This is a genomic window from Actinomadura sp. RB99 (assembly GCF_014706005.1).
Lineage (GTDB): Bacteria > Actinomycetota > Actinomycetes > Streptosporangiales > Streptosporangiaceae > Spirillospora.
Genome location: NZ_JABMCA010000020.1, coordinates 97,330 through 119,679, shown reverse-complemented (window position 1 = coordinate 119,679; position 22,350 = coordinate 97,330). Strand labels below are relative to the sequence as shown.

General features: G+C 73.5%; 19 protein-coding genes. 15 read left to right on the top strand and 4 right to left on the bottom strand.

The window, feature by feature from the left end; genetic code table 11:
* Positions 1 to 6: 6 nt before the first annotated feature.
* Positions 7 to 621 carry a lytic polysaccharide monooxygenase gene (locus tag amrb99_RS20205; RefSeq protein ID WP_241755717.1) on the bottom strand — a complete coding sequence of 205 codons (615 nt, stop codon included), beginning with the start codon at positions 619 to 621 and terminating at the stop codon, positions 7 to 9.
* A gap of 365 nt (positions 622 to 986) precedes the next feature.
* Here amrb99_RS20205 and leuS point away from each other — a divergent pair, with 365 nt between their 5' ends.
* Positions 987 to 3,455 (top strand): leucine--tRNA ligase, encoded by a 2,469-nt coding sequence (gene leuS / locus amrb99_RS20200; protein ID WP_190858113.1) that lies wholly within the window; start codon positions 987 to 989, stop codon positions 3,453 to 3,455.
* A 113-nt stretch (positions 3,456 to 3,568) separates the two neighbouring features.
* Here the strand turns inward: leuS and lexA are convergent, their stop codons facing one another.
* Entirely contained in the window at positions 3,569 to 4,267 is a 699-nt protein-coding gene (lexA, locus tag amrb99_RS20195) for a transcriptional repressor LexA (protein ID WP_241755716.1), read from the bottom strand.
* A 175-nt stretch (positions 4,268 to 4,442) separates the two neighbouring features.
* Between lexA and amrb99_RS20190 the strand changes: the two genes are divergently transcribed.
* The 3 genes from amrb99_RS20190 to amrb99_RS20180 all read left to right on the top strand — a co-directional run bounded on the left by amrb99_RS20190 (position 4,443) and on the right by amrb99_RS20180 (position 8,437).
* The gene (locus amrb99_RS20190) at positions 4,443 to 4,775 is read left to right on the top strand and encodes a LysM peptidoglycan-binding domain-containing protein (protein ID WP_190858110.1); all 333 of its coding nucleotides are present in this window, start codon (positions 4,443 to 4,445) and stop codon (positions 4,773 to 4,775) included.
* 248 nt (positions 4,776 to 5,023) lie between these two features.
* Positions 5,024 to 5,497 (top strand): transcriptional regulator NrdR, encoded by a 474-nt coding sequence (gene nrdR, locus amrb99_RS20185; protein WP_151592730.1) that lies wholly within the window; start codon positions 5,024 to 5,026, stop codon positions 5,495 to 5,497.
* A gap of 120 nt (positions 5,498 to 5,617) precedes the next feature.
* Complete coding sequence (locus amrb99_RS20180; protein WP_190858107.1) at positions 5,618 to 8,437, top strand: vitamin B12-dependent ribonucleotide reductase; 2,820 nt, start codon at positions 5,618 to 5,620, stop codon at positions 8,435 to 8,437.
* 126 nt (positions 8,438 to 8,563) lie between these two features.
* On the opposite strand, the gene amrb99_RS20175 is transcribed toward amrb99_RS20180, so the two are convergent.
* Both amrb99_RS20175 and amrb99_RS20170 read right to left on the bottom strand, forming a co-directional pair.
* The gene (locus amrb99_RS20175; protein WP_190858105.1) at positions 8,564 to 9,883 is read right to left on the bottom strand and encodes a cation:proton antiporter; all 1,320 of its coding nucleotides are present in this window, start codon (positions 9,881 to 9,883) and stop codon (positions 8,564 to 8,566) included.
* A 387-nt stretch (positions 9,884 to 10,270) separates the two neighbouring features.
* Positions 10,271 to 10,633, bottom strand: coding sequence for a hypothetical protein (locus tag amrb99_RS20170; protein WP_190858103.1), 363 nt, complete (start codon positions 10,631 to 10,633; stop codon positions 10,271 to 10,273).
* 296 nt (positions 10,634 to 10,929) lie between these two features.
* Here amrb99_RS20170 and amrb99_RS20165 point away from each other — a divergent pair, with 296 nt between their 5' ends.
* From amrb99_RS20165 to amrb99_RS20120, 11 genes are all read left to right on the top strand, one after another.
* Positions 10,930 to 11,934 carry an oxidoreductase gene (locus amrb99_RS20165; RefSeq protein WP_241755715.1) on the top strand — a complete coding sequence of 335 codons (1,005 nt, stop codon included), beginning with the start codon at positions 10,930 to 10,932 and terminating at the stop codon, positions 11,932 to 11,934.
* Complete coding sequence (locus tag amrb99_RS51235; protein ID WP_347256762.1) at positions 11,915 to 12,793, top strand: TIM barrel protein; 879 nt, start codon at positions 11,915 to 11,917, stop codon at positions 12,791 to 12,793. Before amrb99_RS20165 ends, amrb99_RS51235 begins: the two co-directional genes overlap by 20 nt.
* Positions 12,790 to 14,088, top strand: a complete 1,299-nt coding sequence (locus amrb99_RS20160; protein WP_347256761.1) for a M20/M25/M40 family metallo-hydrolase — start codon at positions 12,790 to 12,792, stop codon at positions 14,086 to 14,088. The genes amrb99_RS51235 and amrb99_RS20160 overlap by 4 nt, the downstream gene beginning before the upstream one ends.
* Positions 14,085 to 15,260, top strand: coding sequence for an Ldh family oxidoreductase (locus amrb99_RS20155; RefSeq protein WP_190858097.1), 1,176 nt, complete (start codon positions 14,085 to 14,087; stop codon positions 15,258 to 15,260). The genes amrb99_RS20160 and amrb99_RS20155 overlap by 4 nt, the downstream gene beginning before the upstream one ends.
* Complete coding sequence (locus tag amrb99_RS20150) at positions 15,257 to 16,279, top strand: Gfo/Idh/MocA family oxidoreductase (protein ID WP_190858095.1); 1,023 nt, start codon at positions 15,257 to 15,259, stop codon at positions 16,277 to 16,279. Before amrb99_RS20155 ends, amrb99_RS20150 begins: the two co-directional genes overlap by 4 nt.
* Complete coding sequence (locus tag amrb99_RS20145) at positions 16,276 to 16,692, top strand: hypothetical protein (RefSeq protein ID WP_190858093.1); 417 nt, start codon at positions 16,276 to 16,278, stop codon at positions 16,690 to 16,692. The genes amrb99_RS20150 and amrb99_RS20145 overlap by 4 nt, the downstream gene beginning before the upstream one ends.
* Before the next feature lie 247 nt (positions 16,693 to 16,939).
* Positions 16,940 to 17,467 (top strand): EF-hand domain-containing protein, encoded by a 528-nt coding sequence (locus amrb99_RS20140; RefSeq protein WP_190858091.1) that lies wholly within the window; start codon positions 16,940 to 16,942, stop codon positions 17,465 to 17,467.
* Positions 17,468 to 17,590: 123 nt separating this feature from the next.
* Entirely contained in the window at positions 17,591 to 18,787 is a 1,197-nt protein-coding gene (locus tag amrb99_RS20135; RefSeq protein WP_347256760.1) for a DegT/DnrJ/EryC1/StrS family aminotransferase, read from the top strand.
* A complete protein-coding gene (locus tag amrb99_RS20130) occupies positions 18,784 to 19,935 on the top strand; it encodes a DegT/DnrJ/EryC1/StrS family aminotransferase (protein WP_190858090.1) in 1,152 nt (383 codons plus the stop codon). The genes amrb99_RS20135 and amrb99_RS20130 overlap by 4 nt, the downstream gene beginning before the upstream one ends.
* Before the next feature lie 13 nt (positions 19,936 to 19,948).
* Positions 19,949 to 20,905 carry a UbiA family prenyltransferase gene (locus tag amrb99_RS20125; RefSeq protein WP_190858088.1) on the top strand — a complete coding sequence of 319 codons (957 nt, stop codon included), beginning with the start codon at positions 19,949 to 19,951 and terminating at the stop codon, positions 20,903 to 20,905.
* Positions 20,902 to 22,347 (top strand): FAD-dependent oxidoreductase, encoded by a 1,446-nt coding sequence (locus amrb99_RS20120; RefSeq protein WP_190858085.1) that lies wholly within the window; start codon positions 20,902 to 20,904, stop codon positions 22,345 to 22,347. The genes amrb99_RS20125 and amrb99_RS20120 overlap by 4 nt, the downstream gene beginning before the upstream one ends.
* Positions 22,348 to 22,350 lie beyond the last annotated feature (3 nt).

Here is a 22,350-nt window from a genome sequence, read left to right as displayed (position 1 = left end):
CGGAGATCAGCCGAAGTCCACGTCCGAGCACTGGTAGAAGGCGTTGCCGGTGTCGGCGATGTCCCACACGGCGAGGATCATGTGCCGGCCGTGCTTGGCGGGCAGCGTGCCGCTGTGGCTGACGTCGTAGGGCGGCTGCTTCCCGCCGTAGTTGACCTGGAGGAAGGGCGCGGTGTCGAGCTGCGCCCGGGTGAGCGGCTGGGCGGGGTTCCAGCCGTCCCTGGTGATGAAGTAGCGGAACGAGGTGGTGGCGTGGGCGGCGGTCAGGTGCCAGGTGAAGGTGTACGGCCCGCTGGACAGCCTCGTGGCGGGCCAGGTGCCGCCGCGCGGGTCGTCGAGCGGGGCCCAGCGGCTGTCGCCGGCCGCGCAGATCGTCCCGTCGGCGGGACCGGACTGGGGGAAGCCCTTGGGGCCTTCCGTGCTCTGCGGCTCCCACTGGATGGGGCCGCAGTTCTTGACCACGCCCTGCTTGCACAGCAGTGCCCGGCTGGGCGGGGTGCTGGTGTAGCCGTGGGCGAGCGCGGGAGCCGCGGTCAGGACCGAGGCGCCGACGCCCACGGCGGCGGCGACGGCGAGGCCGGCCCTGCGGGGCATGCGGGGCGTGCGGAATCGGCGGGGCATACGCGATCCTCCTTGGCGGGGGGTGGGTCGGAGTCGGCAGCCGCTCACGAGGCGGGCGGGTGGGAGCGCCCGTCCGCCTTCTAATAGGAAACTTTCCTGTTTGAAAGGATCGACGATCCCGCGCCGCGCGTCAAGCCCCTCCAGCGCGCCGGATCCGGGCACCCCGTCCGGCCGCCCGCGCCCGCAGGACCCCGCGTGAAGGCTTGCGGTTGCGCTACTCTTGATGTATGTCGGCCAGGCTGCTCCTTCAACGACCACGTTGACGCATCGACGTCGACGTGGTGGCCCCTCCTTCGCGAGGGGTCGTTTCATGTGACGGACGGCCCGTTGGCCCTGTGACCCCAGATGGAGACCGGAGCGGAAGCGTGAGCAGCGACGAGCAGTACGACCCACGGGCGGTTCAGGACAAGTGGCAGGCCCGCTGGGCGGAGCTCGACCCCTTCGCGGCCGAGGACAAGGACGACGGCCGCGAGCGGCGCTACGCGCTGGACATGTTCCCCTACCCCAGCGGCGACCTGCACATGGGCCACGCCGAGGCGTTCGCCATCGGCGACGTCGTGGCCCGGTACTGGTTCCAGCGCGGCCACAACGTCCTGCACCCCATCGGCTGGGACTCCTTCGGCCTGCCCGCCGAGAACGCCGCGATCAAGCGCGACTCGCACCCCGCCGAGTGGACCTACGCCAACATCGAGACGCAGGCCGCCTCGTTCCACCGGTACGCCCCGTCCTTCGACTGGACGCGCCGCCTGCACACCTCCGACCCCGAGTACTACAAGTGGACGCAGTGGCTGTTCCTGCGCTTCTACGAGCGGGGCCTGGCCTACCGCAAGGGCGGGCACGTCAACTGGTGCCCGAAGGACCAGACCGTCCTGGCCAACGAGCAGGTCGTCGGCGGGCACTGCGAGCGGTGCGGCGCGCTGGTCGAGAAGCGCGTGCTGACCCAGTGGTATTTCAAGATCACCGACTACGCGGACCGGCTGCTGGACGACATGGCGCAGCTGGAGGGCAAGTGGCCCGAGCGCGTCCTGCTGATGCAGCGCAACTGGATCGGCCGCTCCACCGGCGCCGACGTCGACTTCGTGATCGAGGGCCGGGACGAGCCCGTCACCGTCTACACCACCCGCCCCGACACCCTGTTCGGCGCCACGTTCATGGTCGTCGCCGCCGACGCCGCGCTGGCCGAGGAGATCTGCCACCCCGACCAGCGGGCCGCGTTCGAGGCCTACCGCGAGGAGGTCTCCCGGGAGAGCGAGATCGAGCGGCTGTCCACCGAGCGCGAGAAGACCGGCGTGTTCCTGGGCCGCTACGCCATCAACCCGGTCAACGGCGAGCGGCTGCCGGTCTGGGCGTCGGACTACGTGCTGGCCGAGTACGGGCACGGCGCGATCATGGCGGTCCCCGCGCACGACCAGCGCGACCTGGACTTCGCGCTGAAGTTCGGGCTGCCGGTCCGCGTCGTCGTGGAGACCGGGCTGCCCGACCCCGCCGAGACCGGCATGGCCACCCCCGGCGACGGCCGGCTGGTCAACTCCGGCCCCATCGACGGGCTGGCCAAGGGCGACGCCATCGCGCGCATCATCGAGGTGCTGGACGAGCGCGGAACCGGACGCGCCTCCGTCAACTTCCGGCTGCGCGACTGGCTGGTGTCCCGGCAGCGGTTCTGGGGCTGCCCGATCCCGATCGTGCACTGCGAGGCGTGCGGCGAGGTCCCCGTCCCCGACGACCAGCTGCCCGTCCGGCTGCCGGACGGCCTGCGCGGCGCGGACCTGGCGCCCAAGGGCACCTCGCCGCTGGCCGCCGCGTCCGACTGGGTGAACGTGGCGTGCCCCAAGTGCGGCGGCGCCGCCAAGCGCGACACCGACACCATGGACACCTTCGTCGACTCGTCCTGGTACTACTTCCGGTACTGCTCGCCGGGGTACGAGGACGGCCCGTTCGACGTCGAGCAGGTCCGCCGGTGGATGCCGGTCGACCAGTACACCGGCGGCGTCGAGCACGCCATCCTGCACCTGCTGTACAGCCGGTTCTTCACCAAGGTCCTGTACGACATGGGCATGGTCGACTTCACCGAGCCGTTCACCCGGCTGCTGAACCAGGGCCAGGTGATCCTGAACGGCAGCGGGATGTCGAAGTCGACCGGCAACCTGGTCGACCTGGGCGACCAGATCGCCGAGTTCGGCGTGGACGTCGTCCGGCTGGCGATGCTGTTCTCCGGCCCGCCGGAGGACGACATCGACTGGGCCGACGTGTCCCCGCACGGCATGTCGAAGTTCCTGACCCGGGTGCACCGCATCGCCGCCGAGGTGTCCTCCGCGCCCGGCGCGGACCCGGCGTCCGGCGACACCGAGCTGCGCCGCGCCACCGCCCGCACCGTCGACGAGGCCACGAGGATGGTCGAGACGCAGCGGTTCAACGTGGCGATCGCGCGGATCATGGAGCTGGTCACCGCGACCCGCCGGGCGATCGACTCCGGCCCCGGCGCCGCCGACCCGGCCGTCCGCGAGGCCGCCGAGGCGATCGCGGTGCTGCTGTCGCTGTTCGCCCCCTACACCGCCGACGAGGCGTGGGAGCTGCTGGGACGCACCGCGCCGGTGATCCGCGCGGGCTGGCCGCAGGCCGACCCGGCGCTGCTGGTGGAGGAGTCGGTGACCTGCGTCGTGCAGGTCGCCGGCAAGGTCCGCGACCGGCTGGAGGTGCCGCCCGGCATCGCCGGCGAGGAACTGGAGCGGCTGGCGCTGGCCTCCGCCAAGGTCCAGGACGCGCTGGGCGGCGCGGAGATCGCCAAGATCATCGTCCGCGCCCCCAAGATCGTGAACATCGTCCCGAAGCGCTAGCGGACACCAGGGCGGCACGCTGAGGCGGCCGCGGGGATCGTCTCCCGCGGCCGCCTCTCAGCGTCGCCGCCGCGCCCTCACGGGGCCGCGTGCGCCCCTGTGGGGGCGCCGCGCTACATCTTGCGCAGGACCGCCACCACGCGGCCCAGCACGGACGCCTCGTCGCCGGGGATCGGCTCGTAGGCGGAGTTCTGCGGCATCAGCCAGATGTGGCCGTCCTTGCGCTTGAACGTCTTCACCGTCGCCTCGCCGTCGATCATGGCGGCGACGATGTCGCCCTGCTCGGCGACCGGCTGCTGGCGGACCACGACCCAGTCACCGTCCGCGATCGCCGCCTCGATCATCGAGTCGCCGGTGACCTTCAGCAGGAAGTGGGTTCCCTCGCCGACGAGCTGCTTGGGCAGCGTGAAGACGTCCTCCACGGCCTCCTCGGCCAGGATCGGGCCGCCGGCGGCGATCCGGCCGACGAGCGGGACGTAGGCCGGCGCGGGCCGCGTCGCGGTCTGCTGGCCGCCCACCGCCTCGTAGGAGTCGGGCTCGGTGCGGACCGGCGCCGCGCCGGGGACCCGCACCTCGACCGCGCGCGGGCGGTTCGGGTCGCGCCGCAGGTACCCCTTGCGCTGCAGGGCCCGGAGCTGGTGCGACACGCTGGAGGTGCTGGTCAGGCCGACCGCCTCGCCGATCTCGCGCATCGAGGGCGGGTACCCCCGGCGCTGGACGGAGTCGCGGATCACCTCCAGCACCATGCGCTGCCGCTGGGTCAGGCCCGTCTCGTCCATGGGCCCGTCGGGCAGCTCCCGGACCTTGCTCATCGCTCGTCGCCTCCCGGGCGCCTCGATCCGTCACTCCTTGTCATGAACGCTATCGCGTCCGGACGAAATGATCAAACAATTGTTCGAAGATGTGCTCGCGTTTCGCCGGTGTGCTGCGGTACAACATCGTACAGGCGTTCGATCGAAAATTCATTCGAAGTCGAGGAGGGTGGAGATGCCCGATTCGCCGTCCGGTGAACGCGCCCCGCTGCGGCTCACCCGCCGCGGGCGGGCGGTCCTGGTCGCCTTCGCCGCCGCCGTCACGCTCGCCGCCCTCTGGCTGGACGGCGGCACCGGCGCCTTCGCGGGCGGCCGCGCCGACCACCACGGGCGCTCCGGGCACGTCCGGACCGCCGTCGTCGAGCCCGGCGACACCCTCTGGGGCATCGCCGCCGCCGCCGACCCCGGCGCCGACCCGCGCGTCACCGTGCAGCGGATCATCGACCTCAACGGGATGGGCGGCGACCCCACCGTACAGCCGGGCCAGCGGCTCGTCCTGCCCGGCTGACCCGTTCCGGCCCGCCTCCGCGGACGCCCCGCGGCGACACGCCCGGGGCCGGAATCCGATCGTCCGACGTGACCTGGATCTACGCGGCGGATGTGACGCGGGTCTACTCCTGAGGCCGCGGATCAGGTTGCGTAGCCCTGCGCCGAGCCGTACGGTTGACCACAACATCTAGTAGTCACACCGATGTAAGTCACCTATATATGGCGGGTCGTGGGTGTGACTCGTTTCCGTCAGGGGAGGGATAGCGCGTGCACTGCCCGTTCTGCCGCAACCCTGACACCAAAGTGATCGACAGTCGCGCCACCGATGACGGCGGCGCCATTCGGCGCCGCCGCGCGTGTGCGGAATGCGGCAAGCGATTCACCACGCAGGAGAATGTGCTCGTGATGGTGGCCAAGCGCAGCGGGGTCACCGAGCCGTTCTCCCGGGAAAAGATCATCGCCGGGGTGCGCAGGGCCTGCCAGGGCCGCCCGGTGGACGAGGATGCGCTCGCGAAGCTGGGGCAGCGGGTCGAAGAGGCGATCAGATCGTCCGGATCCGCGGAAATCCCCTCGCACGAGGTCGGCCTCGCGATCCTGGGGCCCCTTCGTGAACTCGATGAGGTCGCCTATCTGCGATTCGCCTCGGTCTACCGGAGCTTCGAGTCGCTGGACGACTTCGCCAAGGAGATCGAGGCGCTGCGGAAGGCCGGTTCCTCGGGGGAGCCCGGCCCGCCCCGGTAGGGGCGGTTCCGGAAATACGAGAAAGCACATAGTGAAGGCGCCTCCGCACGGGCATGGCCCGGGCGGCGGCGGAGTTGTTCCTGTACAGGGCCCGGCGGGAGGGCCCGGGAGGGGGAAGGCATGACGGAGACGGTCAGCGGCCCGGCACGGCGCGGCAAGGGGGGCCGCAAGGGGCTGAAGGTGGAGCGGATCTTCACCACGCCCGGCGTCCACCCCTACGACGAGCTGCGCTGGGAACGCCGCGACGTCGTCATGACCAACTGGCGCGACGGCTCGGTCAACTTCGAGCAGCGCGGTGTGGAGTTCCCCGACTTCTGGTCGCTGAACGCCGTCAACATCGTCACGTCCAAGTACTTCCGCGGCGCCGTCGGCACCCCGCAGCGCGAGTGGAGCCTCAAGCAGCTCGTCGACCGCGTCGTCGGCGTGTACGTCCGGACCGGCCTCGAGCACGGCTACTTCGCCACCGAGCAGGACGCCGAGGTCTTCGAGCACGAGCTGAAGTACGCGCTCGTCCACCAGATGTTCAGCTTCAACTCGCCGGTCTGGTTCAACGTCGGCACCAAGTCGCCGCAGCAGGTGTCGGCCTGCTTCATCCTGTCCGTGGACGACACGATGGAGTCGATCCTGGACTGGTACAAGGAAGAGGGCGTGATCTTCAAGGGCGGCTCGGGGGCCGGCCTGAACCTGTCGCGCATCCGCTCCAGCAAGGAGCTGCTGTCCTCCGGCGGCACCGCCAGCGGCCCCGTGTCGTTCATGCGCGGCGCCGACGCGTCCGCCGGGACGATCAAGTCGGGCGGCGCCACCCGCCGCGCCGCCAAGATGGTCGTGCTGGACGTCGACCACCCCGACATCGCCGAGTTCATCGAGACCAAGGCGCGCGAGGAGGACAAGATCCGCGCGCTGCGGGACGCCGGGTTCGACATGGACCTCGGCGGCAAGGACATCGGCAGCGTCCAGTACCAAAACGCCAACAACTCCGTCCGGGTCTCCGACGAGTTCATGCACGCCGTCGAGTCCGACGGCGAGTTCGGGCTGCGCGCCCGGATGACCGGCGAGATCGTCGAGAAGGTCAAGGCCAAGGAGCTGTTCCGGCTCATGGCCCAGGCCGCCTGGGAGTGCGCCGACCCCGGCATCCAGTACGACGACACGATCAACGACTGGCACACCAACCCCGAGTCGGGCCGGATCACCGCGTCCAACCCGTGCTCGGAGTACATGTCGCTGGACAACTCGTCCTGCAACCTCGCCAGCATCAACCTGCTGAAGTTCCTCACCGACGAGGGCACCTTCGACGTCGCGAAGTTCGTCAAGCTCACCGAGCTGATCATCACGGCGATGGACATCTCCATCACCTTCGCCGACTTCCCGACCGAGAAGATCGCGCAGACCACCCGCGACTACCGGCAGCTCGGCATCGGCTACGCCAACCTGGGCGCGCTGCTGATGGCGACCGGCCACGCCTACGACTCCGAGGGCGGCCGGTCCCTCGCGGCGGCCATCACCTCGCTGATGACCGGCGTCGCCTACCGCCGCTCCGCCGAGATCGCCGGCGTCGTCGGCCCGTACGAGGGCTACGCCCGCAACGCCGAGGGCCACAAGCGGGTCATGCGCAAGCACGCCGCCGCCAACGACGACATCCGCACCCTCGACGACATGGACAAGGCGATCCACGCCGCCGCCGCCAAGCAGTGGCAGGAGTGCCTGAAGACGGGCGAGAAGCACGGCTACCGCAACGCGCAGGCGTCGCTGCTGGCCCCGACCGGCACCATCGGCCTGATGATGGACTGCGACACCACCGGCATCGAGCCGGACCTCGCGCTGGTGAAGTTCAAGAAGCTCGTCGGCGGCGGCTCGATGCAGATCGTCAACCAGACGGTGCCGCGCGCCCTGCGCAAGCTCGGCTACCAGCAGGAGCAGATCGAGGCGATCGTCGAGTACATCGGCGAGAACGGCCACGTCGTGGACGCGCCCGGCCTGCGGCCCGAGCACTACGAGGTGTTCGACTGCGCGATGGGCGAGCGGGCGATCAGCCCGATGGGGCACGTCCGGATGATGGCGGCGACGCAGCCGTTCCTGTCCGGGGCGATCTCCAAGACCGTCAACATGCCGGAGCAGGCCACCGTCGAGGACATCGAGAAGGTGTACTTCGAGGGCTGGCGGCTCGGCCTGAAGGCCCTGGCGATCTACCGCGACAACTGCAAGGTCGGCCAGCCGCTGTCGGCCGCCGGCAAGAAGGAGGAGGCCAAGACCGAGGCCGCCCCCGCGGAGGCCGGCGCGGCGGCGACGCGCCCCGTCCGCAAGCGGCTGCCGAAGCAGCGGCCCGCCACCGTCACCCGGTTCTCCGTCGCGGGCGCCGAGGGCTACATGACGGCCTCGTCCTACCCGGACGACGGTCTCGGCGAGGTGTTCCTCAAGCTCGGCAAGCAGGGCTCCACCCTCGCCGGCGTGATGGACGCGTTCTCCATGGCGATCTCCATCAGCCTCCAGTACGGCGTGCCGCTGGAGACCTGGGTGGAGAAGTTCACCAACATGCGGTTCGAGCCCGCCGGGATGACCGACGACCCCGACATCCGCATGGCCACCTCGGTGATGGACTACATCTTCCGCCGCCTGGCGCTGGACCACCTGCCCTACGAGGAGCGCGCGGGCCTCGGCATCTTCACCGCCGAGGAGCGCGCGATGCAGGCCAACGGCGAGGACCCGGCCACCCTCCACGCCGAGGAGGAGATCGAGCACGAGACCCTCGCGCAGTCGGCGGAGATCGCCCGTCCGGCGGCCCCGGCGCCCGCGCCCGAGGCGCGCTCGTCGATGGAGGTCATCGAGAGCCGCCAGGGCCGCACCGCCGACGCGCCGCTCTGCCTCACCTGCGGCACGAAGATGCGCCCGGCGGGCAGCTGCTACGTCTGCGAAGGCTGCGGCTCCACCAGCGGCTGCAGCTGATCCGGGGTAAGGCCGCGGGGCACGCGGCGTCCGGCGTCCGGATGCCGTAGGCGCCGGTCACGGGCGGTGGCGGGACGAGTCGTCCCGCCACCGCCCGAACCTGTCGGCGCGGGCCGGCCCGGCGGTTCAGCCCGTGGCCCGGACCGGCTGGACGTCGTCGTCCGGGCGGTCCCCGTCGAGGCGCGCCACGAGCCGCAGCTCCTCCTCGGCGGTGCTCTCGATGTGCCGCATCGCCACCCGCAGCAGCCACGGGGCCATGACCGAGGTCACGATCGCGATGAGCACCACCACGGTGTACGCGGCGGTGTTGAGCACGCCGAGCCGGAGCCCGACCATCGCGACGATGACCTCGACGACCCCGCGCGCGTTCATCCCCGCGCCGAGGGCGAGCGCCTCCCAGCGGTTCAGCCGGCTCATCCGGGCGCCGAGGTACGCCCCGGCGAACTTGCCGAGGACGGCGATGAGCAGCAGCGCCGCCGCCGACGCCAGGACCACCGGGCGGGCGAGCGCGCCGAGGTCGATCCGCAGGCCGGCCGTCGCGAAGTAGACCGGTGCCAGGAACGCCAGGATGAACGTGCGCAGCGGGGCGATCCGCGGCAGGTCGACGGCCCCGCTGGAGCCGATGACGATGCCCGCGACGAAGGCGCCGAAGACCGACTCCAGGCCCATGGCCTGTGTCGCCGCCGCCCCGAGCAGGATCAGCACCGCCGTCCCGGCGATGACCGGCATGGGGTCGGAGTGCCGGGCGAGCGGCCGCAGCGCCAGCCGGGCCAGCGGCCTGCCCGGCAGCGCCGCGAAGAGCACCACCACCAGCAGCCAGCCGGCGGAGCGGGCGATGTTCCCGGTGGTGACGCCGGACGTCGCCATCGCGGAGACCACCGAGAGCATGAACCAGCCGAAGGCGTCGTCGATCGTGCCGGACGCCAGCGTGAGCTGGCCGACGTTGCGGTGCAGCAGGTTCATGTCCGCCAGCGTCTTGGCGATCACGGGGATGGCGCTGACGCACATCGCCACGCCCACGAACAGCGGGAACACCGCGGTGTCGCCGTGGCCGGCGCGCAGCGCGCCCGGCAGCAGCAGGCCCGCCGCGATGCCGAGGGCGAACGGGATGACCAGCCCGGTCCCGCTGACCCACAGCGCGGTCCGGCGCTGCCGGCGCAGGAACCGGAAGTCCATCTCGGTCCCGGTGACGCCGACGAGCAGGATGACGCCGACCTGCCCGACGGCGTCCAGCATGTGCGTCGGTTCCGGCCGGTGCGGCAGCAGCCAGGCCGACAGGTCCGGCGCGACCCGCTGGAGGACCGACGGGCCGAGGAGCACGCCCGCGCACAGCTCGCCGACGATCGCCGGCAGGCCGAGCCGCCTCGCCAGCAGGCCGAGCAGGAGGGCGAGCAGGCCGAGCGTCCCGACCTGGAGGAGAAGGACCAGCAGGGAATGAGGGGGCATCGGGGGGACGGGCGCCGCGAGCACTCGAGCCTCCAGGGTGCGGGAACCGGCGGGGGACGGTCAGGCGTTCCGCTCGGTCTCGTGCACCCGCCCGTCCTAGCCAGAGGGTAAGGCGGTGCCTTGGACCCGCTCTGGTGAGTCGCTGGGGAACCGGTAAAGGCCCACGTTCCCGGGCCACTTTTCGTGGCCCGTGGTGTCAGGTGACGGGACTGCTCGGCGGGTTGCTGTGGCTGATCGCCGCCACCGCGCTGATGCCCGCACCCGCCACGAGGTGCGGGCGCGGGACGGGGTCGCGGCGCCGTGAACGTGCGATTCCCGCGTGCGGCGCGGGATCGCGCCCGGAAACCGGCGGCGGACGAGTCCGCCGCCGGTTTTCCATTGGCGCCGTCAGCCGCTCCGGAAACTGCCGGTCGGGGACACGTGCGCGCCGTAACCGGGGGAAATGAAGGTGAACGGCGGCGGGACGGGGACGGCGCAGAACGGGTCCGAGTAGAACAGCAGCCGGGCGGTGCCGTAGTTGGCGACCACGTGCGCGCCGGGCGGGAAGGATTGGCAGTTCGGCGAGGCCGGATATTCCTTCAGCCGGGTGCCGGCCCAGGAGACCTGCGCGCCCTCGGTGACGAAGACGACGATCTTGCCTTCCGGCTGCGCGGCCCGATCCCGCGCCTCGGCGGCGGGGCCGGCCGACGCGGCCAGGACCGCTGCCGTGAGCGCGGTGGCGACGGTTGCGATGCGTGAGGGCAGGGGCATACGGCTCCTTACGAGTCGGATGGGGGACGCCGCGATGATGCCCGGGCCGCGCCGACGCATAACGATGAGCAAGTGCCTTGTCACCGTTCGTGGTCAATGTCGACGAACCATTGGCCTCTGACGTGCGGTTTCCTTGTGATCGACATTTTCGGTCACGGATCGTCATTGACCGGTGACGATGGGTCAATTAGCTTGGCTCGCTGTCGGGAAGGCCGCTTCCCGGCCGCCCGAACCGCCTCCCGCGTGTGCTCTGGAAAGGGCTCTGACCTGCAATGTTGCATACTCTCATCGTCGGGATGGGCAGGGCGGGTCAGGGCCTGCACCTGCCCTCGCTGGCCAAGGTGCGCGCCACCGCGCCCGGGCTGCTGGCCCGGGGGCCGATCGTCGCCTTCGACCCGCTCCGCCCGCCGGCCGACGTCCCCGGCATGGTGCGGGCCGAGTCGCTGGAGGAGGCGGCCCGGTGCCGCCCGCCCGCGCGGACCGTGGCGCACCTGTGCACGCCGCCGCAGGCCCGCGCCGCGCTGCTGGACCGGCTGGCCCGGCTCGGCTACCGCAAGATCATCGTGGAGAAGCCGCTGGCCGTGGACCTGCCCGGGCTGGTGGAGGTGGCCCGGATCCGGCGCCGCTGGGGGCTGGACGTCACGGTCGCCACGCACTGGATCGACAGCGTCCTCACCCGGCGGCTGCGGACGGCGGTCGCGTCCGGCGAGTTCGGCGCGCTGCGGCGGATCCGCGTCGTCCAGAACAAGCCGCGGTTCACCCGCAGCATCGCGGCCCGCGACCACCCGACCGCGTTCGACGTCGAGCTGCCGCACGCGCTCGCCGTCGTGCTCAGCCTCGCCGGGGGCGCGCGGATCGTCGACGCGTCCTGGGACGACCTGGTCCTCGAACGCACGCGGGTCCCGCGCCTCGGCCGCGCCCGGCTGCGGCTGGAGCACGCCACGGGCGTCCGCAGCGAGATCGACTCGGACCTGACCTCCCCTGTCCGCGAGCGCAGCATCACCCTGCACTTCGACGAGGCCGTCCTCGTCGGCCACTACCCGTGCAGCGACGCCGACCACACCGCCCAGTTGCGCACCGTCCGCCCCGGGGAGGAGGCGACCCGGACCGTGTTCACCGACGACGCGTTCCCGGCGTTCCTGCGCGGCGCGTACGCCCGCTACGCGCGGCCGGCGACCTCGATGCACCGGACGCTTCCGGTGCAGGTCGACGCGGTCCGGCTGCTCACCGAGGCGAAACGGCTGTGCGCGGCGGCCGGCGAACGGCGGGAGGGGGTCCGGGGTGCCGGGGCGATCCGCTGAGGGCCCGCCGGACGGGATCCGGCTCGCCGGCATCGGCGACGAGGCCGCGCCCGGCCTCGCGGACCAGATCGGCGCCGTGGCCGAGCTCGGCTGGAACCGGCTGGAGCTGCGCACGATCGGCGGCACGCCCGTCGCGCGGCTGGACGAGCGGGCGTTCCGCCGGGCGGCCGACCGGCTGGCGGCGGCGGGGACGGACGTGGCGGCCGTCGCGTCCAAGATCGGCGACTGGTCGCGGCCGGTCACCGGCGACTTCGCGCTCGACCTCGACGAGCTCGACGTCCTCGCCCGCCGCTGCGCCGTCCTCGGCACCCGGCTGGTGCGGATCATGTCGTACCCCTCCGGCGGCCTGGACGACGCGGAATGGGGCCGCCGCGCCCGCGAGCGGCTGCGCGAGCTGGCCCGCCGCGCCGAGGACCACGGGCTCGTCCTGGCGCACGAGAACTGCGCCGGATGGGCGGGCGACCGCGCCGACCGGATGCTGGACCTGGTCACCGGCATCGGGGGCCCCGCGCTGCGGCTGCTGTTCGACATCGGCAACGGCGTCGCGCACGGGTATCCGCCGCTGCCCATGCTGCGCGAGATCCTCCCGTACGTGGTGCACGTCCACGTCAAGGACGCGCTCGTCGGGAAGGACGGCGAGGTCGCCTTCGTGCCGCCCGGGACCGGGCAGGCCGAGGTCGCCGAGTGTCTGCGGTCGCTGCTGCGCGGCGGCTACCGCGGAGTGCTGTCCATCGAGCCGCATCTCGCGCTGCGCCCCCACCTCGGCTCCGGCTCGGGCGACCCGGCCGCCTTCGTCGCCTACGGGCGGGCGCTCGAGAGCCTGATCGCCGGGCTCGGCGCCGCCGGAGGCGGGCGGTGACCGCGGCCGGGCTCCCCGCCCCGCTCGACCCCGGCGACCGCGACCTCCTCCTCCGGCTCCTCCGCCTGCCGACCGCCGGGCCGCTGGAGCCGGACGCGCCGCCGCCGCGGCTGGCCGAGGCCCAGGTCGCCTACCGGCGCCACGCCGCCCGGATCGGGCTGCGGACCGTCCGGCACGCCCCGGCCGGGCCCGCCGACCTGGACGGCGGGCCGGTCCCGGCGGCGGTCCGCGCGGCCGCGGCCCGTCCCGGGTTCCTCGAATGCCAGCCCAGCCTCGTGCTCCGCCTCGGGCCGGACGACCTCCCCGCCGAGCGCACGGTCATGTTCAACGTGCACCTCGACACTGTCGCGGGCCGGCAGCCGGTCTCGTTCGACGGCGACCGCTTCCACGGGCGCGGCGCGATCGACGCCAAGGGCCCCGCGGTGGCACTGCTCGCGGGCATCCGCGCCGCGCGCGCGGAACGTTCCGCCCTGGGCCGCGACGTCGGCGTGCTGGTGCAGGCCGTCGCGGGGGAGGAGGGCGGGGCGATGGGCGTGTTCGGCACCCGGCCCCTCGTCCGGCGCGGCTACACCGGACGCCTGAACGTCTTCTGCGAACCGACCGGCGGACGGTTCCTGACCCGCAGCACCGCCGCGATGACCGCGCGCATCGTCGTGGACGGAGACGACGCCGTCGACGACCGGCCGGGCCACGGCCACAACGCCAGCGTCCTGCTGGGCTTCCTGGCCCAGCATCTCGGCACCGCGCTCGGCTCCTCCGTGCCGGACGCGACCGTGTGCGTGGCCGGCCTGCACACCGGCACCCGGCACAACAAGGTCTACGGCGGCGGCTCCCTGCTGCTCAACCTCGCCTACGGCTCCCCGGAGGCCGCGCGCCGCCTGGAACGGCGCCTGCGGGACGCGCTGAGCGAGGGGCTGACGGAGTTCGCGTTCGCGTTCGCGGGCACGCCGCTGTTCGGCCGGACCGCCGCCGACGCCCGCGCCGTCACCCGGCTCGAATGGCTCAAGCGCGGGCTGCCGGTGCTCGACGACCGCGACGCCTGGGGCCACGCGCTGCTGCGCGACCGCGCCGGCGTCGCGCCCTGGCCGCCCGGCGAGCCCGCCTTCACCTGCGACGCGATCTGGATGTCGCAGGTCCCGGGCGCCTGCACCGTCGTGCTCGGCCCCGGGGACCTCGCCGCCAACAACGCCCACGCCGACGGCGAGTTCGCCGGCGCCGGCCAGCTCGCCGACTTCGCCGCCACCGTCTCCCGCGTCCTCACCGCCTTCACCGACGACCTGAATGGATCACCGTGACCACGACCTCGCCGTTCCGGCGCCCCTCGCCCGTCCCCGACCCGCCGGACGATCCCGGCACCGCCCCCCGGACGGCCGCCCCGTCCGTCCGGGCGGCCTACACCGACCTGCTCGACTTCGCCGCGGCCGTCTTCCAGCACCAGGGGCTGCCGTCCGCGCGGGCGGACGCGGCGGCGCGCGCGCTGTGTTACGGCGACCTCACCGGCATGACGTCCCACGGCCTGACCAACCTCACCCGCCTCTACCTGCCGCTGTTCGAGGACGGGCGGGTCGACCCCGGCGCCGAACCGCGGCCGGTCGCCGACCGGGGTGCGTCGGTCCTGCTCGACGCGCGGCGCGCGCTGGGCCTGTGGGCGGCGGAGGCCGCCATGGACCTCGCCGTCGAGCGCGCCGCCACCTTCGGGATCGGGATGGTGGCGGTGCGCGGGGCGACGCACTTCGGCTGCGCCGGGCACCACGCGCTGCGCGCGGTGCAGCACGCCATGATCGGGCTGGTCGCCGCCAACTGCGGCGGTCAGCGGATCGCGCGGCCGCCCGGCGGCGCGGTGGCGATGCTGGGCACCAACCCGCTGAGCGTCGCCGCGCCCGCCGGCCCGCATCCGCCGTTCGTGCTGGACATGAGCACGACCGCCGCCCCCACGGGCCGGGTCCGGCAGGCCGCCCGCGAGGGGCGGCCGGTCTCCGCCGGGGTGCTGCGCGACGACGACGGCGCTCCCGTCACCGACCCGTCCGCCTTCGACGAGGGGCGGGCGCACCTGATGTGGCTCGGCGGCGAGGCCGGGCAGCACAAGGGGTTCGGGCTCGGCATCGCGGTGGAGGTCCTCGCCGCGGTCGTGTCCGGCGCCGCGCTCGGCGCGCATCCGGACGCGCTCGACGGCGACGGCGGCCCCACCGGCCGCGACGACGGCATCGGGTTCTTCGCCGCCGCGATCGCCCCGGACGCGCTCCGCACCGGCGCCGCGCTCGACGCGGGCACGCTGTTCGGCGCCCTGCTCGGCTGCCCGCCCTCCGACCCCTCCGAACCCGTCCGGTATCCCGGCTGGCACGAGCACCGCCGCGCCCAGGAGCGCCTGCGCGACGGCGTCCCGCTGAGCGAGGATCTCTACCGGGAGTTGCGCCGCACCGCCGCGCGCCTCGGCGTCCCCGCCCCCGCGGCGCTGGAGCGGGCATGACCGCGCCGCTGCGGGTCGCCGTCATCGGCCTCGGCGTCATCTCCCGCTTCTACCTCGCGGCGCTGCGCGACTCGCCCTCCATGCGGCTGGCCGCCGTGTGCGACAGCGACCCCGCGAAACCGGACGCCTCGCCCGTGCCCGGCTACACCGACCACCTCCGGCTGCTCGACGAGGAGCGTCCGGACGCCGTGGTGGTCACCGTGCCGAACGACGTGCATCTGCGGGTGTGCGCCGACGCGCTGGAACGGGACGTCGCCGTCTGCGTGGAGAAGCCCCTCGCGCTGGACGTCGCGCAGGGGGACGCGTTGCGGCGGCTGGCCGACCGGCGGGGCGTCCCGCTGTTCACGGCCTTCCACCGCCGCTACAACGCGGCGGTCGCGCGGCTGCGGGAGCAGTGCGCCGGCTCCCGGATCACCGAGGTGACCGTCCGCTACCTGGAGCGCATCGAGGAGCACGCCGGCGACGACGGCTGGTATCTCGACCCGGGCCGCTGCGGCGGCGGGTGCGTCGCCGACAACGGCCCCAACGCGTTCGACCTGCTGCGGCTGCTGCTCGGGCCCGCCGACACGGCGCCCGAGGTGGTGTCCGCCCGGATCGAGACGGACGCCCGCGGCACCGACCGCCGCGCCGACGTCCGGCTGCGGAGCCGGACGGCCGCCGCGCGGATCCTGCTCGACTGGTCGTACCCGGGCGAGCGCAAGGACGTCGAGGTGCGCCTCGCCGACGGGCGCACGCTCCACGCCGACATGCTCGACGGCCATCCCGGTTTCAAGGGCTCCCTGTGGCACGAGTACGTGGGCGTGCTGCGGGACTTCGACCGGCGCATCCGGGCGCCCCGGACGCCCGACGGCGGCCTCGCGGCGCTCCGGTTCGTCCGGGCCGCCTACCACCTCGCGGAGACCCGGATCGCCGAGCGCCGCGCGCCCGCCTCCTCCGCGCCCTCAGCGCCCGCGGTGCCCGCTCCGCCGCAGGCCGGGACGGGGCCGGGGAACGGTGCGCGGACGGGAGGCGGCGGATGAACCCGTTCGAGGACGGCCCGAAGAGCGCGGTCGCCGCGACGCTCGTCAAGATCCTGGCGCACCGCCGGACGGACCGGGGCATGCGGCTGGAGCCGTTCGCCAGCCGCTGCGTCCGCGCCGGAGAGGTGCACGAGCTGGTGGCCACCGACCACGCCGAGACCGCGGCGGGCGCGCGCATCGACCGCGTCGCGTTCCTCGGGTTCGCCGAGATCGGCGCGGGCGGCGTGCTCGACCGCGGCGACGAGCTGTGGATCGCCGGGCGGCGCATCGGCGTCCTGCTCGGCTTCGACGGCTGCCACCTGCCCAACCACTACAACGTGCTGGTCCGCGCCGAGCCGCCGCGCAGCGGGACCGAGCTCGGCCTGGCGCCGGGCGAACGGCTGGCGTTCCGCCAGGGCGCCCCGCCGGACTGAGAAAGGGCCGAAAAGCGCCGGCGCCCGAAATGGCGGGCCCGGCCATTCGGCATGCCCTGAGGGCGATCCATTCCCGTGACGCGACATTCGTCGGAGAGATATCAATCCCTTACCCGCGGCGCATGTTCCGGCGGTGACGGGCTCGGGCAGAGTTAACGACGCGAAGCGGAATCCGGGCCACCGCCACGGATACGCGGAGTTTCGCTCGTCCACCCGGTTCACCGAATGGTGCAGGAGGAGAACGAAAATGGTCATGGCCACCACCCAGTCCAATCGCCTCGAAGAGCGGTTCCGGCTGTGGGACCGCAACGGCAACGGCGTCATCGAGCGGTCCGACTTCGAGCGCGAGGCCGACGACATCATCGCCCGGCTCGGCGCCCAGGGCACCCCCCAGGCCGACAAGCTGCGGGAGACCTACCTCGGCATGTTCGACAAGCTGTCGGAGGCGGCCGGCTCCGCGCGGATGACCCGCGGGGAGTTCCTGAACGCCGCGGAACAGGAGATCATCAGCAAGGGCGACGCGGGGTTCTCCGCCGTGGTGCGGCCGACCATCGAGGCCATCGTCGGCATCCTGGACCGCGACGGCGACGGCGAGGTGTCGCCGCCGGAGATGCACGGCTGGTTCGCCGCCATCGGCCTGGACGGACAGGTCGCCGACCAGGCCTTCCGCCAGCTCGACACCGACAACAGCGGACGGCTGACGGTGGACGAGCTGGTCGACGCGGTCCGCGACTACCACCTCGGCCGCAACGACATCCCGCTGCTCGGCCGCTGACCCGGACCTCCAGGAAAGAGCGCCGTCCGGGAGGATCCGCCGCCATTCGGCCCGCGGGGCCGGACCGCGGGCCGGGAAACCTCCCGGACGGCCCCCCGCCCTCTCATCTCCGGGTAGGAAATCGTGCAGACAACACCGTCGGAAGCCCCTTCCCCCGTTCCGTCGGCCGCCATTCCCTTCTTCGATCAGGCCGCGAGTTTCCAGCAGCACTGGGAGGGGATCAGAAAGCATCTCGACGACGTTCTGGACAACGGCAAGTTCTCGCACGGCGCGAAGGTCGCCGAACTGGAGGGCCGGCTCGCGGCGTGGACCGGGGCGGGCCATGTCGTGGCCGTCAACTCCGGCACCGACGCGCTGATCCTGCTGCTGCGCGCCGCGGGGCTGGAGCGGGGCGACGAGGTGATCGTCCCCGCCTACTCGTTCATCGCCACGGCCAGTGCCGTGGTCCTCGCCGGCGGCGCCCCGGTCTTCGCCGACATCGAGGAGCACGGCCACGGCCTCGACCCGCGCGCGGCGGACGCCGCGGTCACCGCCCGCACCCGGATGATCATGCCGGTGCACCTGTTCGACCGCATGGCGGACCTGCGCGGGCTCGGCGCGGTGGCGCGGCGCCACGGCCTGACGATCGTGGAGGACAGCGCCGAGGCGATCGGCATGCGGGCGGACGGCGTCCACGCCGGGCTGCACGGCGCCGGCGGGGTGCTGTCGTTCTTCCCCGCCAAGACGCTCGGCGGCATCGGCGACGGCGGCGCGGTGCTCACCCCCGAGGAGTCCGTCGCCGAGACCGCCCGGATGCTCTGCCACCACGGGCGCGGCGGCCGCACGATCGACAACTTCCCCGGCATCTCCAACGCCACGGTCGTCCCGGGACGCAACAGCAAGATGGACGACGTCCAGGCGGCCGTCCTCCAGGCCAAGCTCACCACCCTCGACGCCGACATCGCGCGCCGCGCGGAACTCGCCGCACGCTACGACGAGCGGCTGAGCGGGGTGCCCGGCGTCCGCCGCGTCCCCGGCTCGATCCCGCCGCCCCCCGGGAGCGACCGCGTCTCGTACGTCCACCTCCTGCACGTCGAGGACCGCGACGCCCTCGCCGCGCACCTGGCCGGCCGGGGGATCGGGACGGAGATCTACTACCCGGTCCCGCTGCATCTCCAGCCGTGCTTCGCGCATCTCGGCCACCGGCCCGGCGACTTCCCGCGCGCGGAGGCCGCGTGCGCGGGCGCGCTCGCCGTCCCCCTCTATCCCGACCTGTCCGACGAGCAGGTGGACCGCGTCTGCGACGAGATCGAGCGCTTCTACGAAGGGACGCCGCGATGACCGCCCCGCCCGTCGCGACGATCCCGTTCTTCTCACCGGACCTGTTCGAGGAGGACCGCGAGGCGCTGCTCCACATCGTCCATGCCGTCGGGACCGGCCGGGACCAGAAGTTCATCCTCGGCGAGCGGACCGCGCGGCTCGAACGCGCGCTCGCCGCCCGGATCGGCGCCGGCGACGTCGTCGCCTGCTCCAGCGGCACGTCCGCGCTGACCCTGGTGCTGGCCGCGATGGACGTCGGCCCCGGAGACGAGGTCGTCGTCCCGGCGTTCGGGTGCGCGCCGCTGGCCGCCACCGTCATCGACGCCGGCGCCCGGCCCGTGTTCGCCGACATCGACCCGGTCCGGCTCACCGTCGACCCCGCCGCCGCCGAGGCGCTGATCACGCCGCGCACCCGGGTGCTGCTGGCCGCCCACATGTTCTCGGTGATGGCGGACATGCCCGCGTTCCGGGCGCTGGCCGACCGGCGCGGGGTCCGCCTGATCGAGGACTCGGCGCTCGCCCAGGGCGGGCGGCTGCGGGGCCGGCCGGCGGGCCGCTGGGGCGACGCGGGGCTCTACTCCTTCGTGCAGGTCAAGACGTTCGGCATGCCGGGGGAGGGCGGCGTGGTGATCACCGACGACGCCGGCCTCGCCGCCGACGTGCGGATGCTCCGCAACCACGGCCAGGACGGCGTCCACCGCTTCGTCCACCACCGGATCGGCCACAACAGCCGCTTCGACGAGGTGATGGCCGCGTTCCAGCTGTACCGGCTGGCCGGCCTCGACGACCGGCTCGCCCGCCGCGCGGAGATCTGCGCCTACTACTCGCGCCGGTTCGCGCCGCTCGCGGAACGCGGCCTGACCGCGCCGCCGGAGGGCGGGGACGGCCGGTTCCCCTACGTGTACACCGTCCTCACCGACGACAGGGACGCGCTGGACGCCCATCTGGCGGCGCACGGCGTCACCGCGCACGTCTACTACCCGCGCCCGCTGCCGGCCCAGCCCGCGTTCGCGCCCTACGCGCGGCCCGGCGGGTCGTGGCCGAACGCCGAGTCCGCGGCGCGGCGCACCATCTCGCTGCCGCTGTATCCGAACCTGACCGACGCGCAGGTGGAGTACATCGCCGACACCGTCTGCGCGTTCACCGACGTCCACAGGGGGACCAGATGAACACGGGGGCCAGATGAGCCAGCAGACCGCTCTCCAGAGGTCCGGCGTCACCGGGCGCGGCGACCTCGCCGCGTACGCGCGCCTGGCCAAGCTGGACATCTACGACTACTACCTCGGTCTCCTGGTCGTGTGGGCGCTGCCGGCGTCCACCGCCCGCTGGAAGCCGCAGACGTTCGGGCTGCTCGCGCTGGTCCTCGTGGCGGAGGTGGTCGTGGTGGCCGCCATGGTGGGGTTCGACGACGTCACCGGGTACCGCGACGGCAGTGACGCGGCCAACTACGGGTCCGACGCCGCGCGCCGCCGTCTGGCCCGCAAGCCCCTCGTCGCCGGGACGCTCACCGAGGCGCAGGCGCTGCGGTTCTCGTGGGCGGCCACCGCGCTCGGTTCGGCGCTGTGGGTCGCGGTGGTCGCCGCCGCCCCGCACCGTCCGCTGTGGGCGGTCGCGCTGGCGGCGGTGTGCGTGGCGGCGTCCGTGCAGTACTCGTGGGGGCTGAAGATCAGCTACCGGGGGTTCCAGGAGCTGTTCCTCATCGGCCTCGGCGTCGGCTGGACGCTGGTGCCGTACGCCCTGCTGACCGGCGGGGCGAGCGGCTTCGCCGTCGTGCAGGCGGTGCTGTTCGGGTCCGGTCCGATGCTGTTCGGGCTGTACTCCAACACCAACGACGCCGACGGCGACCGCGCCGCCGGGCGCATCACCGTCGCCACGCTCGTCTCCGCGCCGGCGCACCGGGTGTTCGTCGCCGCGATGACCGGAGCGCAGGTCGCGCTCATCGCCGGATCGGCGGTGGCGGGCGCCGCGCCGTGGTGGTTCCCCCTCGCCCTGCTCCCGCTCGTCGGGATGCGGCTGGCTCACCTGGTGATCGGCTTCCGTGGCGACATCCTGCGCGCGCGCCGGATCGCCATCCATGCCCACCGCGTCACGGTGGTGCTGCTGGTCGTCGCCGATCTGATCGCCGGGGCACTGGCATGACGGCCGGGCGGCCCGCACTGGACGTCGCCGTGGTGGGCGCGGGCCCCGCCGGTCTCGCCACCGCGTACGCGCTGGCCGAGGCCGGGTGCACCGTCCGGGTTCTGGAGGCCGCCGATGCCGTCGGCGGCCGGACGCGGACCGTCCGCGAGCACGGCTGCCTGATCGACACCGGCGCCGAGATGTTCCCGGGCCGCGCCGGCTACCCCGCGACCTGGCGGCTCATCACCGCGCTCGGCCTGGACCGCGATCCCGCCGCCGTGCCGAACGTCCGCGGCGCCCTGGCGGTGTGGCGGGACGGCCGCCCGCGCCCGCACGCCGGCCGGCCCCTGGGGCTGCTGACCGGCGCGGGCCTCGGGCCCCGGGCACGGGTCGACCTGCTCCGGCTCCAGGCCCGGCTGGTGCGGATGGCGCAGCGCGGCGACCTCGATCCCACCCGTCCCGAGGCCTCCTCGCTCGGCGCGGACACCGTCGCGGACCTCGTCCGGCCCTACCACCGGGACGTGTCCGACCACCTCATCGGCCCGCTCGTCAGCGGATTCTTCGGCTGGGACCCCGAACGCTCGGCCGCCGCGCCGCTCGCCGCCCATCTGGCCACGTGCGGCAGCTCCGCGACCTGGCACACATACCGCGACGGCATGGACACCCTCGCGCGCGCCCTCGCCGACCGCCTGGACGTCAGCACCGGCCATCCCGTCGCCCGCGTGACACAGCAGGGCGACGCGGTCCGGCTGGAATCGCCGCGCGGTGACGTCGCCGCGCGCGCGGCGGTGCTGGCCGTGCCCGCCCCCGTCGCGGCGCGCCTGTACGCCGACGAACGTCCCGCCGTACGGGCCTTCCTGGACGCCTGCGGGTACACGCCGATGCTGCGCGTCAGCCTCGTCCTGGACGCGCCGCTGGCGCCCGGCGGATCGCGGGCCGGCTTCGCCACGCTCATCTCCGCCGCCGATGACCGGCTGCTCGGCGTCGTCACCGCCGACCACCACAAGCATCCGGGGCGGGCGCCCGCCGGCGGCGGCCTGGTGTCGCTCGTCGCCTCGCCGCTCGGCTGCGCCGACCTCTTCGGACAGCCCGACGGGACGGTGGCGGAGCGGCTGGTCGCGCGCGGCGAGCGCTTCGTCCCCGGACTGGCGGCGCACGTCGTCCACGCCCGGGTGCACCGGTTCGAGCACGGGCTGCCCGAGGCGACGCCGCGCGCGCTGGGGCTGCGCGGCGCGTTCGCCCGGCGCCCGGTCTCGGCGGTCGAGTACGCGGGTGACTGGGTGACGCTGCGCCCGTGCGGCGAGGGCGCCGTCGCGTCCGCCGCGCTCGCCGCCGAACGGGTCCTGGCCTGCCTCGCGGCGCGCTCGGATCCGCCGGAGACGACCCCCGTCCCTCCGGCCGCCCTGAGCCGCACGGCGGAGTCCCGGACCGCAGGCGATTCCCGTCCCGACGACCAGAGGTGAGGC